Origin of the sequence: Pseudomonas sp. CIP-10, from assembly GCF_020911845.1 — a bacterium.
In the GTDB taxonomy this organism is placed as follows: Bacteria; Pseudomonadota; Gammaproteobacteria; order Pseudomonadales; family Pseudomonadaceae; genus Aquipseudomonas; species Aquipseudomonas alloputida.
Genome location: NZ_CP087160.1, coordinates 3,443,382 through 3,467,320 on the forward strand (window position 1 = coordinate 3,443,382; position 23,939 = coordinate 3,467,320).

19 protein-coding genes and 1 riboswitch are annotated in these 23,939 nt (G+C 64.2%); of the genes, 11 read left to right on the top strand and 8 right to left on the bottom strand.

Features of this window, described 5'->3' with window-relative positions; genetic code table 11:
- Window positions 1-45 precede the first annotated feature (45 nt).
- The gene (locus tag LMH93_RS15660) at window positions 46-978 is read right to left on the bottom strand and encodes a LysR family transcriptional regulator (protein WP_003247933.1); all 933 of its coding nucleotides are present in this window, start codon (window positions 976-978) and stop codon (window positions 46-48) included.
- A 124-nt stretch (window positions 979-1,102) separates the two neighbouring features.
- Here LMH93_RS15660 and LMH93_RS15665 point away from each other — a divergent pair, with 124 nt between their 5' ends.
- A complete protein-coding gene (locus LMH93_RS15665) occupies window positions 1,103-1,363 on the top strand; it encodes a DUF2790 domain-containing protein (RefSeq protein ID WP_003247932.1) in 261 nt (86 codons plus the stop codon).
- Window position 1,364: 1 nt separating this feature from the next.
- Here the strand turns inward: LMH93_RS15665 and LMH93_RS15670 are convergent, their stop codons facing one another.
- The gene (locus LMH93_RS15670; protein WP_004577523.1) at window positions 1,365-2,057 is read right to left on the bottom strand and encodes a tRNA (adenine(22)-N(1))-methyltransferase; all 693 of its coding nucleotides are present in this window, start codon (window positions 2,055-2,057) and stop codon (window positions 1,365-1,367) included.
- Between the two features lie 136 nt (window positions 2,058-2,193).
- Here LMH93_RS15670 and LMH93_RS15675 point away from each other — a divergent pair, with 136 nt between their 5' ends.
- The gene (locus LMH93_RS15675) at window positions 2,194-2,574 is read left to right on the top strand and encodes a RidA family protein (RefSeq protein WP_004577524.1); all 381 of its coding nucleotides are present in this window, start codon (window positions 2,194-2,196) and stop codon (window positions 2,572-2,574) included.
- 214 nt (window positions 2,575-2,788) lie between these two features.
- The gene (locus LMH93_RS15680; RefSeq protein ID WP_003247926.1) at window positions 2,789-4,789 is read left to right on the top strand and encodes a peptidase U32 family protein; all 2,001 of its coding nucleotides are present in this window, start codon (window positions 2,789-2,791) and stop codon (window positions 4,787-4,789) included.
- Between the two features lie 827 nt (window positions 4,790-5,616).
- Here the strand turns inward: LMH93_RS15680 and LMH93_RS15685 are convergent.
- Window positions 5,617-6,942: a sigma-54 dependent transcriptional regulator gene (locus LMH93_RS15685; RefSeq protein WP_003247925.1), complete on the bottom strand. Its 1,326-nt coding sequence runs from the start codon at window positions 6,940-6,942 to the stop codon at window positions 5,617-5,619.
- A gap of 341 nt (window positions 6,943-7,283) precedes the next feature.
- On the opposite strand from LMH93_RS15685, the gene LMH93_RS15690 reads away from it, so the two are divergent.
- Window positions 7,284-7,550, top strand: a complete 267-nt coding sequence (locus LMH93_RS15690; RefSeq protein ID WP_003247923.1) for a hypothetical protein — start codon at window positions 7,284-7,286, stop codon at window positions 7,548-7,550.
- A gap of 106 nt (window positions 7,551-7,656) precedes the next feature.
- Here LMH93_RS15690 and LMH93_RS15695 read toward each other — a convergent pair whose 3' ends face one another.
- The 4 genes from LMH93_RS15695 to cobW form a co-directional block, all read right to left on the bottom strand.
- A complete protein-coding gene (locus LMH93_RS15695; protein ID WP_108190406.1) occupies window positions 7,657-8,247 on the bottom strand; it encodes a vWA domain-containing protein in 591 nt (196 codons plus the stop codon).
- Between the two features lie 77 nt (window positions 8,248-8,324).
- Complete coding sequence (locus LMH93_RS15700) at window positions 8,325-9,338, bottom strand: ATP-binding protein (protein ID WP_004577135.1); 1,014 nt, start codon at window positions 9,336-9,338, stop codon at window positions 8,325-8,327.
- Between the two features lies 1 nt (window position 9,339).
- A complete protein-coding gene (cobN, locus tag LMH93_RS15705; protein ID WP_230064348.1) occupies window positions 9,340-13,101 on the bottom strand; it encodes a cobaltochelatase subunit CobN in 3,762 nt (1,253 codons plus the stop codon).
- Between the two features lie 3 nt (window positions 13,102-13,104).
- A complete protein-coding gene (gene cobW / locus LMH93_RS15710) occupies window positions 13,105-14,172 on the bottom strand; it encodes a cobalamin biosynthesis protein CobW (RefSeq protein WP_279913718.1) in 1,068 nt (355 codons plus the stop codon).
- A 100-nt stretch (window positions 14,173-14,272) separates the two neighbouring features.
- Window positions 14,273-14,489: riboswitch (cobalamin riboswitch) on the bottom strand.
- A 100-nt stretch (window positions 14,490-14,589) separates the two neighbouring features.
- On the opposite strand from cobW, the gene LMH93_RS15715 reads away from it, so the two are divergent.
- The 4 genes from LMH93_RS15715 (at window position 14,590) to LMH93_RS15730 (ending at window position 18,006) form a co-directional block, all read left to right on the top strand.
- Window positions 14,590-14,742, top strand: coding sequence for a hypothetical protein (locus LMH93_RS15715; RefSeq protein WP_004577132.1), 153 nt, complete (start codon window positions 14,590-14,592; stop codon window positions 14,740-14,742).
- Window positions 14,739-15,101 (top strand): hypothetical protein, encoded by a 363-nt coding sequence (locus LMH93_RS15720; RefSeq protein WP_014753366.1) that lies wholly within the window; start codon window positions 14,739-14,741, stop codon window positions 15,099-15,101. Before LMH93_RS15715 ends, LMH93_RS15720 begins: the two co-directional genes overlap by 4 nt.
- 171 nt (window positions 15,102-15,272) lie before the next feature.
- Complete coding sequence (locus LMH93_RS15725) at window positions 15,273-16,850, top strand: ATP-binding cassette domain-containing protein (RefSeq protein WP_185280258.1); 1,578 nt, start codon at window positions 15,273-15,275, stop codon at window positions 16,848-16,850.
- 136 nt (window positions 16,851-16,986) lie between these two features.
- Complete coding sequence (locus LMH93_RS15730; protein WP_003247906.1) at window positions 16,987-18,006, top strand: branched-chain amino acid aminotransferase; 1,020 nt, start codon at window positions 16,987-16,989, stop codon at window positions 18,004-18,006.
- A 459-nt stretch (window positions 18,007-18,465) separates the two neighbouring features.
- On the opposite strand, the gene LMH93_RS15735 is transcribed toward LMH93_RS15730, so the two are convergent.
- A complete protein-coding gene (locus LMH93_RS15735; RefSeq protein WP_004577017.1) occupies window positions 18,466-18,894 on the bottom strand; it encodes a multidrug/biocide efflux PACE transporter in 429 nt (142 codons plus the stop codon).
- A gap of 92 nt (window positions 18,895-18,986) precedes the next feature.
- On the opposite strand from LMH93_RS15735, the gene LMH93_RS15740 reads away from it, so the two are divergent.
- The 3 genes from LMH93_RS15740 to capA all read left to right on the top strand — a co-directional run bounded on the left by LMH93_RS15740 (window position 18,987) and on the right by capA (window position 23,839).
- Window positions 18,987-19,841, top strand: coding sequence for a LysR family transcriptional regulator (locus LMH93_RS15740; RefSeq protein WP_003247901.1), 855 nt, complete (start codon window positions 18,987-18,989; stop codon window positions 19,839-19,841).
- A gap of 154 nt (window positions 19,842-19,995) precedes the next feature.
- Window positions 19,996-21,741, top strand: coding sequence for a caprolactamase subunit beta (capB, locus tag LMH93_RS15745; RefSeq protein ID WP_054889562.1), 1,746 nt, complete (start codon window positions 19,996-19,998; stop codon window positions 21,739-21,741).
- A 13-nt stretch (window positions 21,742-21,754) separates the two neighbouring features.
- Window positions 21,755-23,839, top strand: a complete 2,085-nt coding sequence (gene capA, locus LMH93_RS15750) for a caprolactamase subunit alpha (RefSeq protein ID WP_003247897.1) — start codon at window positions 21,755-21,757, stop codon at window positions 23,837-23,839.
- Window positions 23,840-23,939 lie beyond the last annotated feature (100 nt).

A 23,939-nucleotide genomic window follows, 5' to 3' on the forward strand; every position in this document is an offset into this window, starting at 1 on the left:
TGCCGGTGTTCGCGGGCGCGCCCGCTCCCACAGGACCCTCTCGCCTCAGCGCCAATACCGCGCGTCATCCACCACCCTGGCATGCCCCTCGAACAGCGCCGGCAACTGCTCCTTGAGGTAGTCGATCCAGGTGCGCACCTTGGCGTCCAGGTAGTGGCGTGACGGATACATCGCATACAGCGCACTCTCCCTCAACCGATACGGTGCCAACAACCGGCGCAAGCGCCCCTGCTCGATCGCCTCGCTGGCGGTGTAGAACGGCAGCAGGCCAATGCCCATGCCCAGCTCGCTGGCCACCAGCATGGCGTCGGCAACGTTGGTGGAAAAACTGTCATTCGGCGCAATCACGCACTGGTCAACCCCTTGCGGGAACACCCAGTCGCCTTCGTACATCGGGTAAGCCATGCGCAGGCAGCGATGGCCGTGCAAGTCTTCCGGGCGCTCCGGTACACCGTGGGTATCCAGGTAACCGGGGGCCGCGCAGGGGATGCTGAAAATGTTGCCCAGCGGCACAGCGATCAGCTGCGAATCCGGCAGCGCACCGTCCACGGTGATCACCACATCATGCCCTTCTGCCAGCGGGTCGGGGTTGCGCTGCGACAGCGTCAGCTCGATCACCACTTCCGGGTATAGCGTGTTGTAGCCGGCCACCAGCGGCATCAGCAACAGCCCCATGCCGTGCGGGCAGTGCAAACGCAGATGGCCGCGAGGCGTGAGGTGCGCCCCTCGCGCTTCGCCCACGGCTTCTTCGGTCAGCAGCATGATCTGCCGTGCACGCTCCAGAAACCGCTCACCCGCCTCGCTCATGCGCAAGCGCCGGGTGGTGCGGTGCAGCAGGCGGGTCTGCAGCTGGTTCTCCAGCTCGGCAACGATGCGCGAAACCTGCGCTGCAGAAATATCCAGAGCATTGGCAGCTGCAGCGAAGCTGCCACATTCCACCACACGGGTGAAGGTACGCATGGCATGCAGCATGTCCATGAAGGTGTGCTCCTTTCTTTGTCTTATTCTTGCGTTACAGGCAGGAATCTATCACGGTTTAGCCCATTTATTGTGGATGACCAATGAATAGATCATTAGCCATCCATTAAAAAAGGAGCCTGTCATGAAACGCTCGATCGCTGTCCTTGCCATTGCCGCTGCCTTCGCCTCGTTCGGTGCTTTTGCCGATGCCGGCAACAACCAGCCAGTCAGCAGCCAATATGAATACGGCATGCCGCTGGACGTGGCCAAGGTCATCTCCATCACACCGGCCAGCAACGCCGCCGACTGCCAGGTAGGCACCGCACACATGGTGTACGTCGACCATCAGGGCCAGAAGCGCGAAATCGACTACCGGGAAATGGGCAACTGCTCGCAGCAGTGAGTCAGGCCAGCACCTGGGTGATCCAGCCCACCTGCTGATTGAAATCGTCGATCTTCGCCTGAGGCACCGCATCGCGGGCCCGCTGGAAATTGGCCAGGGTCTGCTGCTTCTGCCGCAGCATGCGCCGCCACTTGACCACAAACGCCTCGCTTTTTTCCTGCATCAACACGGGGCCGAAGTACAGCTGTTCAGCGCTATACACCCCCCTGCCCGGCTCGGCGACGATGATCTCGTAATCGAAGCGGTTTTCCCGTAGCAGCTCTTCGCTGACGATCTGGTAACCATTGCCCGCCAGCCACTGGCGCAGTTCGCGCTCACCGCCATTGGGCTGCAGTACCAGGCGCGTGACGCCGCCAAGGCGCTGCTTGCCGGCTTCGAGTATCTCGCACATGGTGTCGCCGCCCATCCCGCAGATGCTCACCACCGAGATACGGTCTTGCGGCTCGACCGCTGCCAGCCCATCGGCCAGGCGCACGGTTACCTGCGCTTGCAGGCCGTTTCTGCGCACATTGCGCTGGGCCGAGGCGAACGGCGTCTGCGCCACTTCACCCGCTACCGCGGCCTCGAGCACGCCACGCAGCATCAAGGCCACCGGCAGATAGCCGTGGTCCGAGCCAATGTCGGCCAGGCGCGCCCCCTGCGGTACATGGGCGGCCACGCGCTCCAGGCGCCTGGACAAAGTCTGTTCGTTCAACGTAAACCTCTGGTTTTGCAATCGCCCGCGATTCTGACGGCGAACGCCGCGCATTTCAAACGCCGAGGCACCCTCGACCGGGCTGGTGTGCTCGCGTAGGCTTGCCGTTTTCCTTCCGTTGCAAGGCAGACACACCATGGCACATGCAGACATCATCTACACCCCGGACCCGGACGCCGAGTCGATTTCCTCGGACGTTGCCGAGTACAACGGCGTGCTGGTCACCACGCAAATCCCGACCCACGCCGACGGCAGCCTGGAACTGGGCGGCATCGTCGAGCAGAGCGAATGCACCCTGCAGGCGCTGAAAGTGGCCCTGGAAAAGGCCGGTAGCGGTATGGACCGCGTGCTGCACCTGACCATCTACCTGACCGACATGGCCGACCGCGCAGCGTTCAACGAGGTGTACCAGCGCTTCTTCAGCAAGCCCTGGCCGGTGCGTGCGGCGGTGGGTGTGGCTTCACTGGCCTTTGAAGGCATGCGTGTGGAAGTGACGGCGATGGCTGCCAAGCGCTGAGCTGCGCTTGTTGGGGTGCGCAGCGCCCCCAACATCGTTGACTGACTGCAAGATCGCCGGGGCCGCTCTGCGGCCCTTTCGCGACGCAAGGCCGCTCCCACAGTTGCGCGTACCCGCAGCCAATCCCGCACCTCTCGGCACCCCAATGATGCCGCCAGCCCGTTTCACCGCTACAATGCCCGCCTAAACCGTGACAGCCCGAAAATATAACGACATGTCCCTTCCAAAGAATCACCTGGAACTGCTCAGCCCTGCCCGTGACGTGGCCATCGCCCGTGAAGCGATCCTGCACGGCGCTGACGCCATCTATATCGGCGGCCCGAGCTTCGGCGCGCGCCATAACGCCTGCAACGAAGTCAGCGATATCGCCGAGCTGGTCGAGTTCGCCCATCGCTACCATGCACGCGTGTTCACCACCATCAACACCATCCTGCACGACAACGAGCTGGAACCGGCGCGCAAGCTGATTCACCAGCTGTACGATGCCGGCGTTGACGCGCTGATCGTGCAGGACCTTGGGGTGATGGAGCTGGACATCCCGCCGATCGAGCTGCATGCCAGCACCCAGACCGACATCCGCACCCTGGAACGGGCCAAGTTCCTCGACCAGGCTGGCTTCTCGCAACTGGTACTGGCGCGGGAGCTGAACCTGCAGCAAATCCGCGCCATCGCCGCCGAAACCGATGCCGCCATCGAGTTCTTCATCCACGGCGCGCTGTGCGTGGCGTTCTCTGGCCAATGCAACATTTCCCATGCGCAGACCGGCCGCAGCGCCAACCGTGGTGATTGCTCGCAAGCCTGCCGCCTGCCCTACACGCTGAAAGATGACCAGGGCCGCGTGGTTGCGTTCGAGAAACACCTGCTGTCGATGAAGGACAACAACCAGACCGCCAACCTGGCTGACCTGGTCGATGCCGGCGTGCGCTCGTTCAAGATCGAGGGCCGCTACAAGGACATGGGCTATGTGAAGAACATCACCGCCCATTACCGCAAAGAGCTCGATGCCATCCTTGAAGACCGCCCTCAGTACGCCCGCGCGTCCAGCGGCCGTACCGAACACTTCTTCCTGCCCGACCCGGATAAAACCTTCCACCGCGGCAGCACCGACTACTTCGTGACCGACCGCAAGGTCGATATCGGCGCCTTCGACTCGCCAACCTTCACCGGCCTGCCGGTGGGCGTAGTGGAAAAGGTCGGCAAGCGTGACATGCAAGTGGTCACCGACGTACCGTTGACCAACGGCGACGGCCTCAATGTGCTGGTCAAGCGCGAAGTGGTGGGCTTCCGCGCCAACATCGCCGAACCGCGTGGCGAATTCGAAGAAGACGGCCAGAAGCGCTACCGCTATCGCGTCGAGCCCAACGAAATGCCCGAAGGCCTGCACAAGCTGCGGCCCAACCACCCGCTGTCGCGCAACCTCGACCACAACTGGCAACAGGCCCTGCAACGCACTTCCTCCGAACGCCGGGTCGGCGTGGAGTGGCACGCCGTCCTGCGCGAGCAGCGCCTGATGCTTACCCTCAGCAGTGAAGAAGGCGTGAGCGTGCAGGTGGCCCTGGACGGCCCATTCGGCGTAGCCAACAAGCCGCAGCAGGCACTGGAGCAGTTGCACGACCTGCTCGGCCAGTTGGGCACCACCCTGTACCACGCCGACCGCATCGAACTGGATGCCCCGCAGGCGTACTTCATTCCCAACTCGCAGCTCAAGGCCCTGCGCCGCGAGGCCATCGAGGCACTGACTGCAGCACGCGTGCAGGCGCATCCGCGTGGCGGGCGCAAGGCCGAGACTACGCCACCGCCGGTGTACCCCGAGTCGCATCTGTCGTTCCTGGCCAACGTATACAACCAGAAGGCCCGCGACTTCTACCACCGCCACGGTGTGCAACTGATCGATGCGGCCTATGAAGCGCATGAAGAACACGGCGAAGTGCCGGTGATGATCACCAAGCACTGCCTGCGCTTCTCCTTCAACCTGTGCCCCAAGCAGGCCAAGGGCGTGACCGGCGTGCGTACCAAGGTGGCACCGATGCAGCTGATTCAGGGTGACGAAGTGCTGACCCTGAAGTTCGACTGCAAGCCGTGCGAGATGCATGTGATCGGCAAGATGAAGAGCCACATCATCGACCTGCCGACCCCGGGCAGCGCGGTGGCCCAGGTGGTGGGGCATATCAGCCCCGAAGACTTGCTCAAGACCATCCCGCGCGGACCGCACTGAGTTCGCGGGGCAGGGCCTCTTCGCGGCTAAACCGATGCGTGTCCACCCCCGGTGTAGGAGCGGGTTTACCCGCGAATACGGTAGCCGCGACAACGGTGAACGGCCGGTGGACATTGGCCAGCAGGCCCGGCCCTTTCGCGGGTAAACCCGCTCCTACATGGGCTTGTGGTTCCCCGGTAGGAGCGGCTTTAGCCGCGAATACGGTAGCCGCGACAACGGTGAACGGCAGGTGGAAATTGGCCAGCAGGCCCGGCCCTTTCGCGGGTAAACCCGCTCCTACACAGGCTTGTGCTTCCCCTGTAGGAGCGGGTTTACCCGGGAATACGGTAGCCGCGACAACGGTGAACGGCAGGTGGAAATTGGCCAGCAGGCCCGGCCCTTTCGCGGGTGAACCCGCTCCTACGCAGGCTTGTGCTTCCCCTGTAGGAGCGGGTTTACCCGCGAATACGGTAGCCGCGACAACGGTGAACGGCAGGTGGACATTGGCCAGCAGGCCCGGCCCTTTCGCGGGTGAACCCGCTCCTACGCAGGCTTGTGGTTCCCCGGTAGGAGCGGGTTTACCCGCGAATACGGTAGCCGCGACAATGGTGAACGGCGGGTGGAAATTGGCCAGCAGGCCCGGCCCTTTCGCGGGTAAACCCGCTCCTACGCAGGATTGTGGTTCCCCGGTAGGAGCGGCTTTAGCCGCGAATACGGTAGCCGCGACAACGGTGAACGGCGGGTGGAAATTGGCCAGCAGGCCCGGCCCTTTCGCGGGTGAACCCGCTCCTACACGGGCTTGTGTAAGAGCGGCTTCAAAGAACAGCGCAAGCGTACCTCAGCAGCGCTCAGCGTATCTGGTGCTTGTGCAACAACCGATAGAACGTCGGCCGTGAAATGCCCAGCACCTTGGCCGCCACGCTCAGGTTGTCGCTGTGCCGGTTGAGCACATCGCACAGCGCCTGGCGCTCGGCGCGCTGCTTGTATTCTTCCAGCGTGCCCAGCGGCTGTTGTTCCGGGTCGAGCAGTTGCAACCCCAAGTCCTGCGCCTCGATCTGCCGCCCTTCGGCCAGCACCAACCCGCGGCGCACGCGGTTGGCCAGTTCGCGCACATTGCCCGGCCAGTCATGCCGCCCCATCGCCGCCAGGGCATGGTCGCTGAACGACCGTGGCCGACGCCCGGTCTCCACACTGTAGAAATGGGCAAAATGGTTGGCCAGCATCGACAGGTCACCATGCCGGTCGCGCAACGGCGCGGTCACCACCTGCAAGACGTTCAGGCGGTAATACAGGTCTTCGCGGAAACGCCCTTGCTCGATGGCCCGCTCAAGGTCCACGTGGGTGGCCGCCAGCACCCGTACATCCACCGGTATGGGCTGGCTGCCACCCACGCGCTCGATGTGCTTCTCTTGCAAAAAACGCAGCAAGTTGGCCTGCAGTTCCAACGGCAGGTCGCCGATTTCATCAAGAAACAATGTGCCGCCATCGGCCGCTTCGATACGCCCGGTCTTGCGCTGGTGGGCACCGGTAAAGGCGCCCTTCTCATGGCCGAACAGTTCGGACTGGATCAAGTGCTCGGGGATCGCCCCGCAGTTGATCGCGATGAACGGCTGCTCGCTGCGTTGCGACTGGCGGTGCAAGGTGCGCGCCACCAACTCTTTGCCAGTGCCGCTTTCTCCGCGGATCAGCACAGGCGATTCGGTGGGTGCCAGTTTACCCAGCAACTTACGCAACTCGCGGATAGGCCGGCTTTCGCCGAGCAACTCATGGGTTGCCTCATCGACCTTGATGGCCCCCTTGCCGCGCAAGCGCGCCATGCCGAAGGCCCGGCCCAGGGTTACCTGCACGCGGGAGACGTCGAACGGCAGGGTATGGAAGTCGAAAAACCACTCACACACAAAATCACCGAACGCCGGCATGCGCAACTGATCGGCGCTGAGCACGGCAATCCATTCGGTGTTGCTGCGCTTGATCATGTCCTTGACCGCGTCCGGGTGCCTCAGGTGCGAAGCCTGCAAGCGCAATAGCCCGACATCGCACGTGTGGTCCAGCGCAGCCCCGAGCATACAGCTGTCCACATCCCAGCCTGCGTTGCGCAGGCCAGGTAACAAGCGGTGGCAATCGTCGCAGGGGTCGACGATAAGTAAACGGCGTTGAGCGGCAGGCTGCTGCATGACCGATCCTTGGCGCCAGTTTTTGGTTTTTTGAAGTAAAACAGCAAGTTGTGGCGCCCGTTTAACAGTAGCAACGAAGTTGACGGTTCCCAGTACCGTCTGTCTGCCGAATCATTTTTTTACAAACCGCCACGGGAATTTTCGCACTTTATCGACATCACATGGCGGCGCAGGCAAGAACAGCGTCGACCCTGAAAAAAAATTTACAGCCAATGTGTGACTTACCCATGAACAACGAGCATCAGTAGACATAACCCCGCGCTGCACTTCGCGATCAATGAGGCGACTTTGAAGCAACGCGGACTTCACTTCGATGTTTGGGACCATAGAGAGACCGAACCATGAATGCCCCGCTCCGTGTCAACGAAGCACTGCTGATTGCCGACCACGCCTTCGAACCTTTCCAGTGCGTAGCCTGGGATGCACCCAACGGTACTGGTGAACTGAGCCTGGCAGTGATCGACCGGACCAGCACCCGCATCGGCGCCAAGCAAGTGTCGTCGCGCATCTACTCCGACCCGGCCCAGTGGGCCAGCCTGATCGAAGAAGTGCGCGCCGAATTGTGTGAAAAGGGCTACGACCTGCAACCGTGGTCGATGCCGAAGTAATATTGGCCAGCACAACAAGTGCGTGCATGGTCACGCACTTGTACAACTTCTCTGTTGCTGTTGTGGCAACTTTCCCAATTGCGACAACGTGTCGCAACCTGCCAGTTCAATCCATCACCTTGAATTGTTGCAAGTGCTGGTAATCAGCCTGCAATTGTTCTGCCAGACGCTGCGCGCGTCCCAGGCGCACGGGCGCCAGTTCCATATCGACCAACAACGTGGCGCAAGGCATCGGCTGCACGGTATTGCTGTGCTGCAGGCGACCGTCGGTGAACACCAGGCAACGCAAGGCCTCTTGCGGGTGGGCTCGCTGCCGCGCCTGCAGCCAGTGCCGCGCCTGTTCCAGGGCGGCGATCAGCGGCGTGCCCCCACCTGCTCCCAAGGCCTGCAGCCAGGGTTGCAAGGCAGCGGATGCCTTCAGCCCGTGGCGCTGCCACTGTGGTGTGCGCCCGCTGGCAGTCAGCAGGGCCAGGCGGGCGCGCTGGCGGTAGGCCTGGTCGAACAATGCCGCCAGCAGCCCTTTGGTCTGTGCCAGCGCCTGATGGCGCCGGGTTGAAGCCGAGGCATCGACGATCACCAGCCACAATTCTGCCGGCCTGCCTTGGCGCTGCTGCCAGCACAGGTCCTGTCGCTGGCGTGGCCGCCCTTTGAGCAAGGTCGGCAGCCAGGCTACCCGGCCGGCCGCCGCATTTCGCACGAGGCCACGGCGGGTACCGTTCTGCTTGCCTATGCCCGTTCTGGCATCCGCCCCGTTGGCTGGTGGCTGGGGGATGCTCAGGGCTTTTTTGCCCAGTTCGGCACCTCGCGGCGGGCGCCGCTGGCTACCGGCTGTGCCGGTAATGCCCCCCAGTCGCCCTGCCCACCCTGTTCGCCCGGGTTGCCGGCGCCGGGCTGCTGGTCAGGCGGCTGTGGCGCCGACGGCGGGCTGGCCTGGGGCGTCATACGGCGGCGATGGCGCAGGGCGAATTCGGCCACCGCCTCGACATCCACTTCTTCGATAGCTGCAGCCCCACGCCAGGCACAGTGGGCGCGCGCAGCGCGCAGCCACACCAGGTCGGCGCGCAGGCCGTCCACGCCGGCGGCGTAGCAGCGCTCGGTAATCCAGGCAAGCGCCTGGTCATCCAGGGCAATGTCGGCCAAGGCCTGGCGCGCCGCGTGGCAGCGCTCGCGCAGTTGCGCCTGGGCCTGGGCCCAGTGTGCGCAGAACGCCTGAGGGTCACTGTCGAAGGCCAGACGGCGGCGAATGATCTGCTGCCGGGCCTCGGGCTCCGGCAAGCCCTCCAGCGCCACGTTCAAGCCGAAACGGTCGAGCAACTGCGGGCGCAGTTCGCCCTCTTCCGGGTTCATGGTGCCGATCAGTACGAAGCGGGCGCTGTGCCGATGCGAGATACCGTCACGCTCGATGCGGTTTGTGCCGCTGGCAGCCACGTCAAGCAACAGATCGACCAAGGTGTCGGGCAGCAGGTTGACCTCATCGACATACAGCACACCGCCGTCGGCCTGGGCCAGCACGCCCGGGGAAAACTGCGCCTTGCCCTGCCCCAGCGCGGCATCCAGGTCGAGGGTGCCGACCAGCCGCTCTTCACTGGCGCCCAATGGCAAGGTGACGAACGGGCCTTCGCCAAGCAGGTCAGCCAGGCCACGGGCCAGGGTGCTCTTGGCCATGCCACGCGGCCCTTCGATCAACACACCACCGATCCTGGGGTCGATAGCGGTCAGGCACAGCGCCAGCTTGAGGTCGTCTGCACCGACCACGGCCGCCAGCGGAAATTGTACGGGTTCACTCATTTCAAGCCTGTTCCTCGCCATCGAGCAGTTGGTCCTCAAGGGCTTCGCGGTAGTCGCCCGGCGCCTGCCACAAGCCGCGCTGCTGGGCCTCCAGCAGGCGCTCGGTGAGGTCGCGCAGGGCCTCGGGGTTGTGCTCGCGCATGAAATCGCGGGTCGCCGGGTCGAGCACATAGGCATCGGCCAGTCCCTGGTAATGATGGTCGTCGATCAGGTGCGTGGTGGCGTCGAAGGCGAACAGGTTGTCGACTGTCGCGGCCAGCTCGAAGGCACCCTTGTAGCCGTGACGCTTGACCCCGTCGATCCACTTGGGATTGAGCGCACGCGCGCGGATCACCCGGTTCAGCTCTTCCTTGAGGGTACGGATGCGCGGTCGGTCGGCCTGGCTGTGGTCGCCATGGTAGCTGGCCACCACCGCCCCGGACAGGGTTTCCGAGGCCGCCAGCATGCCGCCCTGGAACTGGTAGTAATCGTTGGAATCGAGCAGGTCGTGCTCGTGGTTGTCCTGGTTCTGCAGCACCGCCTGCACCTTGGCCAGGCGCTGGGCGAACTGGGCGCGGGCCGGGGTGCCGTCGTCGCTGCCGCCGTACGCATAGCCACCGTGGTTGAGGTAGACCTCTGCCAGGTCGTCGCGGCTGTGCCACAAGCGCCCGTCGATGGCGTTCTGCACCCCGGCACCGTAAGCGCCGGGTTTGGCACCGAACACCCGCCAGCCAGCCTGACGTGCAGCCTGCTCGGCATCCACGCCTTGAGCCTGCAGCGCGGCCCGCTCGCTGCGCACACGGGCAGCCAGGGGGTTGAGGTCGTCCGGCTCGTCCAGCGCGGCCACGGCCTGCACGGCGGCGTCGAACAGGCGGATCAGGTTACCGAAGGCATCGCGGAAGAAGCCGGAAACGCGCAAGGTCACATCCACCCGGGGGCGGTCGAGCAGGCTCAACGGCAAGATTTCGAAGTCGTCGACGCGCTGGCTGCCGGTGGCCCAGACAGGCCGCACGCCCATCAGCGCCATGGCCTGCGCAATGTCGTCGCCGCCGGTGCGCATGGTCGCCGTGCCCCACACCGACAGGCCGAGCTGACGCAAGTGATCGCCGTGGTCCTGCAGATGGCGCTCGAGGATCAGGCTGGCCGAGGCGAAGCCCAGGCGCCAGGCTGTGGTGGTGGGCAGGTTGCGCACATCCACGGTATAGAAGTTGCGGCCAGTGGGCAGCACATCGAGGCGCCCTCGGCTAGGCGCACCACTGGGGCCGGCGGGCACGAAGCGCCCGGCCAGTGCCGCCAGCAGGCCATGCATTTCAGCCGTGCCGCAGGCGTCCAGGCTGGGTGCGACCGCTTCACGCAGGGCTTGCACTACAGCGTGCACCGGTTGCCACTCACTCAGGTCGGGTAACTGTGCCGTGCCCTCCAGTGCCTGCCCGATCACCTGAAGTGCCAGCAGCTCAAGGCGCTCGCGGGTGTCGCCACAGGTGCGCCAAGGTTCATTGCTCATGGCCTGCAGCTGTTCAGGGCGTATGCCCTGCCACGGCTGCCCAAGGTCGCAATCGAGCGGGTCCCAGCCCGGTATCAGTGCTTTGGCCAAAGCCCGCAGCAGGCTGGCATTACCGCCACGGCCGTCGCCACGTTCGACCCGCAACAACGCCAGCAGCGTATCCAGGCGTAGCCGCCCTTCAGGTGACTGACCAAACACGTGCAGGCCATCGCGAATCTGCGACTCCTTCAGGTCGCACAGGTAGGTATCCAGGCGCGGCAGCCAGAGCGCCGCATCGTCCAGTTGCCCTTCCAGTTGCAACTCACGGTCGATGTGGTTGGCCTTGACCAGCTCGAGGATGTCACGCTGCAACTCGCGGGCACGCCGTGGGTCGAGCAACTGCGCTTCATAGAACTCGTCGGCCAGTTGTTCCAGGTGGCGCAGCGGGCCATAGGTTTCGGCACGGGTCAGCGGCGGCATCAGGTGGTCAATGATCACCGCCTGGGTGCGGCGCTTGGCCTGGGCACCCTCGCCCGGGTCATTGACGATAAACGGGTAGATGTTCGGCAGCGGACCCAGCAGCGCGTCCGGCCAGCACTGCGCCGACAGCCCGACGCCTTTGCCCGGCAGCCATTCGAGGTTGCCATGCTTGCCAACGTGGATCACCGCATCGGCGGCAAATGCGTGACGCAGCCAGAAATGAAATGCCAGGTAGCCATGCGGTGGCACCAGGTCAGGGTCGTGATACACCGCGCTAGGGTCGACCTGGTAGCCCCGCGCCGGCTGGATACCGACGAAGGTCAAGCCAAAGCGCAGGCCGGCAACCATCAGCCGGCCGCTGCGGAACATCGGGTCCTGTTCGGGTGGCCCCCAGCGTTCCAGTACTGCCTGGCGGTTGTCCTGCGGCAGGCGCTCGAAGGCCACCTGGTAATCGGCCAGGCTCAGGCTCTGGGCACAGGGACGCTGGTCGAGATGGTCGAGGTCGTTGGTCACGCCACCGAGCAGCTGGTGGATCAGTTGCGTACCGCTGCCCGGCAACTCGGCCAGCGGATAGCCTTCGGCCTGCAGCGCCTTGAGGATGTTGAGTGCGGCAGCGGGCGTGTCCAGGCCGACGCCATTACCAATGCGGCCATCCCGGGTCGGGTAGTTGGCCAGCACCAATGCCACGCGCTTCTGGGCATTGGGCAGGCGGGCCAGCTCGACCCAGCGGCGGGCCAGCTCGGCGACAAAGTCCATGCGCTCGGGGTGGGCGCGGTAGCAGACAACGTCGGACTGGCTGCGCTCGCTGCGCCAGGCCATGTCCTTGAAGCTGACCGGGCGCGTGATGATGCGCCCGTCCAGCTCCGGCAATGCAATGTGCATGGCCAGGTCGCGCGCGCCCAGGCCCTGCTCGCTGGCTTCCCAGCCTGGCTGGTTGTCCTGCGCGCAGATTGCCTGAAGCACCGGGATGTCGCGGCGAAACGGGCGCAGGTTGGGGCGCTCGGGACTGGACAAGGCGAAACCGGTGGTATTGACCAGCACTTCGGCGCCGACCTCGTCCAGCCAGGCTTCGACCTGTTCCAGACAGGCGCTTTCCTTGAGGCTGGCCACGGCGATCGGCAACGGGTTCAGGCCGGCAGCCTGCAGGCGCTGGCAGAACACGTCGATGAACGCGGTATTGGCCGCTTGCAGGTGCGAACGGTAGAACAGCAGCGGCGCCACTGGCTGCTCGGGGTGCCAGTGCGGGTACCAGTCCTCGAGTGTCGCGCTGCCCTTGGCGGGGTGATAGACCGCCGTGCGCGGCAAAGGCTGCGGCTCGTCCCAGGCATAGTCGCGGCCCAGCCATTGGCTGGCCAGGCAGTTGAACAGGTTGATGGCGTTGGCCTTGCCGCCCTGGCGCAGGTAATGCCAAAGCCGCTCGGCCTGCTCACCGCGGACGTTGCCCAGGCTGGTCAGCTCCGGGTCCGGGCGGTCATCGCCCGGCACCAGAATCAGCTGCACGCCACGGGCGGCGAGCTCGACCAGTTGTTCGACACCATAGCGCCAGTAACCAACGCCACCGTGCAGCGACACCAGGATGACCTTGGCGTGGCGCAGCACCTGGTCGACATACAGGTCGACCGAGGCATGGTTCTGCACCTGCATCGGGTTGGCCAGGCGCAGGCTGGGAAAGTCTTCGGGCAATTGCTCGGCGGTGTCGGCGAGCAAGGCCAGGTGTGAATCGCCGCTGCAGAGAATCACCAGCTCGGCGGGTGTCTGGCCGAGGTCGGCAATGCTGTCATCCGGTACAAAACCACCGGGTTGGGTCCGCAGCAGGTGCATGGGTCAGGCGCCCAGTGCCTGGCGCAGGCGCGCTTCCAGCTGGGCAGCATCGAGGTCCTGGCCGATCAGCACCAGGCGGGTGATGCGCGGCTCATCGGCGCGCCAGGCGCGGTCGAAGTGCTTGTCGAAACGGGTGCCCACGCCTTGTACCAGCAGGCGCATCGGCTTGCCCGGGATGGCGGCGAAGCCTTTGGCGCGCAGGATACCGAACTCCACCACCAACTGGGTCAATGCATCGAGCAGCAGGCTTTCGTCGGCTTCTGGCAGGTCGATGGAGATGGAGTCGAAAGCGTCGTGGTCATGATCGTCATGATCGTCGCCGTCGTGGTGCGAATCGTGGTGGGTTCGGCGGCCATCGATATGCACCTCGGACTCGGCACCCACGCCCAGCAGCACCTCCAGTGGCAGCTTGCCGCTGCTGGCCTCGATCACTTTCACCGCCGGCGGCAGTTCTTCGGCCACCTCGGCACGCACCTTGGCCAGGCCTTCGGCGTCGATCAGGTCGGCCTTGTTCAACACCACCAGGTCGGCGCTGGCCAACTGGTCAGCGAACAGCTCATGCAGGGGCGATTCATGGTCCAGGTTAGGGTCGAGCTTGCGCTGGGCATCGACCTGGTCCGGGTAGGCAGCAAAGGTGCCAGCGGCCACGGCCGGGCTGTCGACCACGGTGATGACCGCATCGACGGTGCAGGCGTTGCGGATTTCCGGCCACTGGAACGCTTGTACCAATGGCTTGGGCAGGGCCAGGCCGCTGGTTTCGATGAGGATGTGGTCGAGGTCGCCACGGCGGGCCACCAGCTCGCGCATCACCGGGAAGAATTCTTCCTGCACGGTGCAGCACAGGCAGCCATTGGCCAGCTCGTAGACGCGGCCGCTGGCTTCTTCTTCGGTGCACCCGATGCTGCACTGCTTGAGGATCTCGCCATCGATGCCCAGTTCGCCGAACTCGTTGACGATGACCGCAATGCGGCGCCCCTGGGCATTGTCGAGCATGTGGCGCAGCAAGGTGGTCTTGCCCGATCCGAGGAAGCCGGTAACGATGGTGACGGGGAGCTTGGCCAGTGTTTTCATGTCGCATTGCCCTTGGCAGTGTGGCGCGGGCATGCAGGACGACAGCCGCGGGCCAGGCCGGCCGGGCTTGTTCGCCACCGGATCACCCCGCCCGGTTGAAAGTCGAAAACGTGACGAGGCAGGTCTCCTGGCTTGCACCGTTCCATGTCCCCGTTCAGTCGAACGCCGGGCTGGCGGGATGACGCCTTCCCGCGCGCTGGCGCAGTGGCTGTGTCGATCCGTTGTCGGTGCTTACAGTTGCGGGGGCAGCCGCGGCTTGTACCGCGTTCCCGTCTTAGCTTCGGCCAGGCCGAAGAACCTCGAAGTGGGCAAGGCTACGCAGTGGCTGGCGGGTGGTCAACCATTGCTGCCGGCTGGTCGACCATAAGAGGAGCAACTGCGCTACAGTGGCACCTTTTCAACGGACAAGGACGCCCCATGCCCCTCGCCCCCGCCCTACCGGTACTGCGCATGTTCTCGGCCGACAAGGCCAAGGCTTTCTACCTGGATTGTCTGCAGGTGCAGGGGCAGGCCCCGTTAGACAACCACCTGCGCTTTTGCCAGCAGATCGATGACGAGGCCAACCCATGAAGGCACTGGGCAAACGCGAAATAGGCCGCCTGGAGCGGGAGTTGGTGGCATGCCTGACCGATGCCTGCGAAACCGCCAAGGCGGAGATTGTCGGCTTCAGTTGGCTAACCCATCGCCTCAACCCGGAGGACTTTCCGAGCAGCCTGCGTATTACCTGGGTATTCGAGCAAGAGGCCGACAAGGCAGCGGCCGTGGTCGGTGATGCGAAGGCGCGCATGCTGGCACTTACCGCTCTGGCGCTGGAGCAAGCCGGCATTGAGCTGGACCATCCGGCCTGGCATGTGCGATTCGACAGTGAAGAAGCCTGCGCGCACGGCCACGGCGGAGACTGGGCCAAGCGCTTGCAGACGCAGCGCTGAGCCCCAACCGGCAGCCGGTGCTTTACCCGGCCCCAGACGGTCCGTTAGGCTATGCATTCTCTAAATGACGAGGTGTTCGTCCAATGCGCCATTGATGCCGCCGTCCGTTCGACGGCCAGTCTTCAGCCTCCGGTTCGTTCCGGAGATGTCGCGGCATTTGTGGAGTTGTGCATGACGAACACGTCGATTCTGACGCTGGACAGCGTCTCCTTGGCCTTGCCTGATGGCAGGCCGCTGTTTAGCAACCTCAACGAAACCTTCGACCAACGCCGCACCGGCCTGGTCGGGCGCAATGGCGTGGGCAAAAGCCTGCTAGGGCAGATTCTTGCCGGCAGGCGTGAACCGAGCAGCGGCCATTGTCGGCGCCTCGGGCCTGTCCATTTGCTGGACCAGCAAGTCATCGCGCGCAGCGCCACGCTGGCCGACCTGGCCCAAGTGGGGCCGGTGATTGCGGCGCTGGAGCGCATAGAGCAAGGCAGCATCAAGCCCCAGGATTTCGACACCGTTGGCGAGCGCTGGGATATCCGCGAGCAATTGCAGCTGCAGCTTGAGGGCCACGGGCTGGGTCAACTCGACTGGCGCCAGCCCGCACGGACCCTGAGCGGTGGCCAAGCCATGCGCGTGGCACTGATTGGCGCGTGGCTCAGCGATGCCGATTACCTGATCCTCGATGAGCCAAGCAATCACCTGGACAACAACGCCCGTGCCCAGCTGCTGAGCATGATCGAAGCCTGGGACCGTGGCTTGCTGGTGATTAGCCACGACCGCAGCCTGCTGGCGCACATGGCACGCATTGTCGAATTATCCAGCCTGGGCTTGCAGGCCTACGGTGGCAACTACAGCCTCTATAGTGCGCAAAAAGCCAACCAGACGGCGCAGGCGCAGCAGCAACTTGCCCGGCTGAAGCAGGAGCAGCAACGCCAGGCCCGTGAACTGCAGCGCCAACGCGAAGACCTGGAGCGCCATCAAGCCCGGGCCGGGCGCCAAGCCAAGCACGCCAACCAGGCCAAAATCCTGGTCGACCGCAAGCAGGAGCGCAGCCAGGCCACTGCTGGCAAGCAGCGCCGCGACCATCGCGATGCTCGGCAAACGCTACTGGGCAAAGTGCGTGACGCCGCCCGCGAGGTGGAGCAAGACAGCGCTATTACCTTGCACGCGCCCACTCCTCAGCGTCATCCGGGCCGAGAGGTCTTGGCCTTGCAGACACTTTGCTTGCCCCATGGCACCCGCAAAGCGCTTGACCTGCGCTTGTGCCTGGGCCAGCGCGTAGGGCTGATCGGCGCCAATGGCAGTGGCAAGTCCACCCTACTCAGGCTGCTGAATGGGGAATTGCCAGCATCGCCCGACAATGTGCGCCTCAGTGGCGAGACCGCCCTACTCGACCAGCACTGCAGCACACTGGCAGGCAACCGCAGCGTGCTCGAACACCTGCGCCAAGCCAACCCGACGCTGGACCAGGGAAAATTGCGCAGCCGCCTGGCGCAACTGGGCCTGGATGCAGCCCGTATCGAACTGCCCAGTAGCCTGCTGAGCGGCGGCGAGCGTATGAAGGCGGCGCTGGCCGCCGTGCTGTACCGCGAACGGCCGCTCGATCTGTTGCTGCTGGACGAACCCGGCAACCACCTGGACCTGCCATCGCTGACAGCCCTGGAAGGTATGCTTGGGCAGTTTCGCGGGGCGCTGATAGTGGCGTCCCATGATGCGGTATTGCTGGAAAACCTGGCGCTGGATGAGTACTTGCTGTTGTAGACACCGAAAAAAAAGCATCGCAGCCTATCAATTCGTGACTGGCCGTTCCCGATCCGCCAAGGATGGTTTAAGGTGGCATGGTGCGCATATAACAGCAGCCCGAGCGATCGGGCACTTGCAAGACAATGAGGGTGTCATGAGCAACGAAAGCATTAATTGGGACAAGCTGGGTTTCGACTACATCAAGACCGACAAACGCTACCTGTCCGTATGGCGCAATGGCGAGTGGGACAAGGGCACCCTGACCGAAGACAACGTACTGCACATCAGTGAAGGCTCCACGGCCCTGCACTACGGCCAGCAGTGCTTCGAAGGCCTGAAGGCCTACCGTTGCAAGGACGGCTCGATCAACCTGTTCCGCCCGGACCAGAACGCGGCCCGCATGCAGCGCAGCTGCGCACGCCTGCTGATGCCGCACGTGCCGACCGATGTGTTCATCGAAGCGTGCAAGCAAGTGGTCAAGGCGAATGAAAAGTTCGTGCCACCGCACGGCAAAGGCGCCCTGTACCTGCGCCCGTTCGTGATCGGCACCGGCGACAACATTGGCGTGCGCACCGCCCCCGAGTTCATCTTCTCGGTGTTCGCCATCCCGGTTGGTTCGTACTTCAAGGGCGGCATGAAGCCGCACAACTTCCAGATTTCCAGCTTCGACCGTGCTGCCCCACAGGGCACCGGCGCGGCCAAGGTCGGTGGCAACTACGCTGCCAGCCTGCAGCCGGGTGCTGAAGCGAAGAAGGCCAACTTCGCCGACGCCATCTACCTCGACCCGCTGACCCACACCAAGATCGAGGAAGTCGGTTCGGCCAACTTCTTCGGCATCACCGCCAACAACGAGTTCGTCACCCCGAAATCGGCCTCGGTACTGCCAGGCATCACCCGCCTCTCGCTGATGGAACTGGCGCAATCGCGTCTGGGCCTGACCGTGATCGAAGGCGATGTCGAGATCAGCAAGCTGGACCGCTTCGTCGAAGCCGGTGCCTGCGGTACCGCAGCCGTGATCACCCCGATCGGCGGCATTGAGTACAACGGCAAGCTGCACGTGTTCCACGACCTGGAAAAGGTCGGCCCGGTTACCCAGAAGCTCTACAACGAGCTGACCGGTATCCAGAGCGGCGATGTAGAGGCACCGGCAGGCTGGATCGTCAAGGTCGCCTGAGGCGCATCAGCTGTATGAAAACGGGGCATGCCAGCGATGGCATGCCCCGTTTTTCATGGGTTTATACGGTCACCTTGAGCGGTTGTACCCGCAAAGCAGGCGACGCGGGGCATGGCACCGGCTGCGCCCACCCCCCCACATGTGTCCACCACCGTGGTAGGAGCGGGTTTACCCGCGAATACGGTGGTGGCTGCGACGGTGAACGGCGGGTGGAGATTGGCCAGCAGGCCCGGCCCTTTCGCGGGTGAACCCGCTCCTACGGCGGCCTGTCCCCAATCCCCGATCAGGTGTAGGAGCGGGTTTACCCGCGAATACGGTGGCGGCAGCGACGGTGAACGGCGGGTGGAGATTGGCCAGCAGGCCCGGCCCTTTCGCGGGTGAACCCGCTCCTACGACGGCCTGTGCCCAACCACCGACCTGTGTCCACCTCCGATCAGTGAACCGCGCCAGGTGGCAGAATCATGCCAGGTGCCGCTGCACCAGCAGGTGCCGGGCTTTGTCGAACGCCCAGTTGTATACCACGGTGTAGGGCAGGATGATCACGAAGAAGCCCAGCTCCACCATGAACGCCTGCAGCAGCGAAATCTCCAGCATCCAAGCCGCCACCGGCAGGCACCACACCACCAGGCCGGCTTCGAAGCCAAGACCGTGCACGAAACGCGTACTGGCCTTCCAGTTGATGCGTTCGGTTTGCACCCAGCGATCGACCAGTGCGTTGTAGACCATGTTCCACAGCATGGCGATCACCGACAGGGTCACCGCCAGCGCGCCCGCCGTTGCCAACGACTTGCCCATGATCCAGGACAGCAGCGGCGCACACAGCAGTACCGCAAAAACTTCATAGCCAACGGCGTGGACCAGGCGTTCGGTGAAAGAGACGTTTTTCATTGCACATTCCATCCATTGCGGGAGTCGTGCTTCCCATTTTCTTTGATAGAACTGATACTCGCGACATAGCTACCATCGGTTTTATCAATACCATGCGTTACTCTCCCGAAGCTCTGGTCGCCTTTACCGAAGCCGCCTCACTCGGTTCATTTTCTGCGGCGGCGCGCAAGCTGCGCAAAAGCCAGTCCACTGTCAGCATCGCTATCGCCAATTTCGAGGCCGATATCGGCTGCCCGCTGTTTGACCGCAATGGCCGCCACCCCACGCTCAATGAAGCGGGCAGGCAGGTGCTGAGCCATGTCGAAGCAATTCTCGATGCCAGCGCCCAGCTCGATGCGCTGGCAGTGCGACTGGCGCAAAATGTCGAGGCGCTGGTATCTGTGGTGATGTCGGACAGCTACAGCGTAACGTTCCAGGGGGCGGTGATGACTCGTTTCGCCCAGCACTACCCCCATACCGAGCTACGCTGCGGCCCGGCGGAGGACGCTGATGTGATCGAGATGATCCAGCAGGGCCTGGCCCATGTCGGCATCCTTGCCACACAGCCCGGCTACCCCGCCGACGTGGCCGTGGCGCGCTTGCCGGAGCAGGCAGAGTTCGGCGTGTATGTCGCCAGCGAGCATCCGCTGGCAAGCCTGGCGCAGGTAAAGGCGCAGCATCTGGAGAACGCACGACAGCTGTATATCAAGACCTATGCCCCCAGCCTGCACCATGGCCGTGGCCAAGCGTGGTCGGCACCGGATTACCTTACCCTGCTGGAGTTCGCCGTGCGCGGGTTTGGCTGGGCCGAGCTGCCCAGGGCGCTGGTAAAACGGTTTGGCAACGAGCTGGTGGAGTTGCAGATAGCGGGTTACCCCCGGCGGGTGGATATGGATGTGGCCTGGTCGAGCCGGCGTGCCTTGGGGCCGGCCGGGCAATGGCTGGTGCGACAGATGTTGGGGCAATAGTTGTGTCGCCTGCCCGAACTTGAAGTGCGCCCAGACACAACAACCGGTACACCCAGCGACAAGCCTTCCCCCCACCCCGCCCCTTAGCCTGTCACCACGCGCCGCCCCGCTGCGGCACGCACCCAAAAAGCACAAGAACAAACGTTGGTGACCTATGCAGACAGTAGATCCGATCACCCTTGCGGTTGTCCGGGGTGCGCTGGAGACAGCGCAACGCGAAATGACCCTGACCCTGGAAAAGACCGGGCGCTCCAGTGTGTTCAACCTGGCACACGACTATTCCAACTCGCTGTTCGACCACTTGCCGGAAATGATCCTGCAGGGCCAGGACATTCCCATCCACTTGGGCTCGCTGATACCGGCCATGAAATGCGTGGCCGAGTTCTTCGGCGACGACATCGCCGAAGGCGACGTGATCTACCACAACGACCCCGCCTACAAGGGCAGCCATATTCTCGACTGCTGCATGTACAAACCGGTGTATTACCAGGGCGAGCTGGTGTTCTGGACCGTCTGCAAGGGCCACCTGACCGACATCGGCGGCCCGGTGCCGGCGGGCTACAACCCCGATGCCAAGGAGATCTATGCCGAGGGCCTGCGCATTCCACCGGTCAAGCTGTGGGAAAAGGGCAAGCGTCGTGAGGACGTGATCAACTTCATGCTCACCAACATGCGCGCCCGCCCCTATCAGGAAGGCGACCTCAATGCCCAGTATGGCGCCTGCAAGGTCGGCGAGCGGCACTTGCTGGAGCTGCTGGACAAGTACGGCGTGGCACAGGTGCGTGCCTGCATCGCCGAACTGAAGAACATGGCCGACCGACACATGCGGGCGCTGTTGCGCGATGTGCCGGATGGTGACTACAGCGGCACCGCCGTGCTCGAAGATGCCGGCCACGGCCTGGGTGAACTGGCCATCACCGCCCATGTGCAGATCCGTGGCGACCAGGCCCATGTGCGCATCGAAAGCCCGCCGCAGGTGCCGTATTTCATCAATTCCTATGAGGGCAACTCGGTATCCGGGGTTTACCTGGGGCTGATGATGTTCGCCCAGGTGGCGCCGCCTTACAACGAAGGCCTGTATCGCTGCGTAACGGTCGATGTCGGCCCCAGGGGTACGCTGTGCAATGCCGAGGAACCCGCGCCCCACGTCAATTGCACCACCACGCCGATGGAAACCCTCGCCGATGCCGTGCGCACGGCACTGGAACAGGCCTCGCCACAGCGGGTAACGGCCTCCTGGGGGCATACCAGCGGCATCAACATTGCCGGCCGCGACCCGCGCAACGGCAATAGCGAGTACGTGACGATGGTGCTGGCCTCGATCATTTCCGGTGCCGGTGCCAACAAGGTGATGGATGGCTGGCACGCCTGCGGCCCGCTGTGCTGCTTCGGGGCGCTGATGAGCGGTGACATCGAGCTGCTCGAACACGCGTATCCGGTGCTGATCCACCGCTACAGCCTGATGGCCGACAGTGGTGGCGCCGGTGAGTTACGCGGGGGTTCGGGCACCCGCCTGGAGATCGAGCCACTGGACCACGCCATGACCGTGGTCGGCTTCGGCGAGGGCCGCCAGTTGCCCACCGCTGGTGCCGCCGGGGCTCGCAATGCCCTGCTCGAGCCCAAACTGGGCCGGCTGATCCATCGCCATGCCGATGGCCGCGAAGACCACTACACGCAGAACCCCATGCTCACCCTGCAGCCCGGCGAACGCATCATCAACATCAACCCAGGGGGTGGTGGCTACGGCGACCCACTGCGCCGTCGGGTCGCAGCAGTACTGGAGGACGTGCGCAACGGCCTGGTCTCGCCACAAGGCGCAGCCCTGGAATATGGCGTGGTCCTCGATGCCGATGGCCAATTGGACGAAACAGCCACCCACCTTGCCCGCGCCCCGCGCTAACCGGAGAACACGCATGCGTAACCAATATCGCCTGGGCGTAGACGCCGGCGGCACTTTCACCGATTTCATCCTGGCCGATCGCGACGGCGGCGTGCAGCTGTTCAAGGCCCCCTCCACGCCGCAGGACGGCACCTTGGCCATTCGCGCTGGCCTGGCACAGATTGCTGACGCCACCGGGCGCAGCCCGGCCGAACTGATCGCCAACTGTGACCTGTGCATCAACGGCACCACCGTGGCCCTCAACGCGCTGATCGAGCGCACCGGGGTCAAGGTGGGCCTGCTGTGCACCGAGGGGCACGAGGACAGCCTGGAAATCCGCCTGGGCCACAAGGAAGAGGGCCACCGCTACGACGCCCACTACCCGCCGGCACACATGCTTGCCCCACGCCACCTGCGCCGCCCGATCGGTGGCCGAATCCTTGGCGATGGCCGTGAGCACAGCCCGCTGGACGAAGCCGCCATCCATGCCGCCATCGACTACTTCCGTGCCGAAGGCGTGCAGGCCGTGGCCATTTCCTTCCTGTGGTCGGTGCGCAACCCTAGCCACGAACAACGGGCCGCCGAACTGGTACGGGCTGCCCTGCCCGAGGTGTTCGTCTGCACCGGCTGCGAGGTGTTCCCGCAGATTCGCGAATACACCCGCACCTCCACCACCGTGGTCAACGCCTACCTCAGCCCGGTAATGGCACGTTACGTGGCGCGCATCGACAGCCTGTTTCAGGCACTTGGCGCACAGCAGCCAGTACGCTACTTCCAGTCCAATGGCGGGTTGGCGCCCGGGCACCTGATGCGTGAGCGCGCCGTCAACGCGATCAACTCCGGTCCGGCCTCAGCGCCACAAGCCGGGCTGGCGGTAGCGAGGCCGTTCGGGATCGACAACGTCATCACCGTGGACATGGGCGGCACCTCGTTCGACATCACCCTGACCAATGGCGGACGCACCAACTTCAGCAAGGACGTGGACTTCCTGCGCCAGCGCATCGGCGTGCCGATGATCCAGGTGGAGACCCTGGGTGCCGGCGGTGGCTCCATCGCCCACCTGGACGAGTTTGGCATGCTCCAGGTCGGACCGCGCAGCGCCGGCGCCATGCCTGGGCCGGTGTGCTACGGCAAGGGTGGCCGCGAACCCACGGTCACCGACGCCAACCTGGCACTTGGCTACCTGCCCGACGGCGCACTGCTGGGCGGCAGTATCCGCCTGAACCGCCAGGCCGCGCTGGACGCCATCCGGAGCACGATCGCCGAACCGTTGGGCATCAGTGTGGAACGCGCGGCATTCGGCATCACCACCCTGGTCAACCTGAACATGGTCAACGGCATCCGCCGCGTATCGATCGAGCGCGGTCACGACCCGCGTGACTTCGCCCTGATCGGCGCAGGCGGTGCGGCGGGCATGCACGTGGTGCGCCTGGCCGAAGAAATCGGCATGCACACCGTGCTGATCCCCAAGGTGGCCTCGGGCTTGTGTGCGTTCGGCCAGATCCTGTCCGACGTGCGCTACGACCAGCTCACCAGCCTGTCGATGCGACTGGACGCCGGGCACGTCGACCTGGCGCAACTCAACCAGACCCTCACCGAACTGCGTGAGCAAGGCCTGGCCAACCTGCGCGAAGACGGTTTTGGCGACCAGGCCAGCAGCTGCCACTACACCCTGGAGATGCGCTACCTGGGGCAAATTCATGAGTGCAGTGTGGACCTGCAGCAGCACAGCCTGGACGAGGCAGGGCTGGCCGCGCTGGTCAGCCGCTTCCACAGCCGCCACCAGACCCTGTACTCGTACAGCGAACCCGACAGCCCGGTGGAGCTGGTGAACCTGGAGTGCTCGGTGATCGGCCACCTGCCACGCCCGCCGCAACCCGAGCTGCAGGGGCCGGCCGAGCCCCCCGCCCCCACCGCGCAATCCGTCCGCCCGATGCTGTTCAGTGCCGACGGTGAATGGCAGCCCACACCGGTGTTCAACGGTAACCACCTGTTGCCAGGGCAGACCGTGCATGGCCCCTGTGTGATCGAGGAAGACACCACCAACATTGTCCTGCCACCCGGCTGGCAAGCTCGCCTGGAGCCTTCGGCCACCTACCGAGTGACACGCGGGGGTTGATCTTGCGGTCGGCGCGCGCCGATCATGGGCCTGACAACCGCCCGGCAGTTTTGCGCTCCCGGGCGGTTTTTACAATAACAAGAGCTGCTTGAGTAGCTTG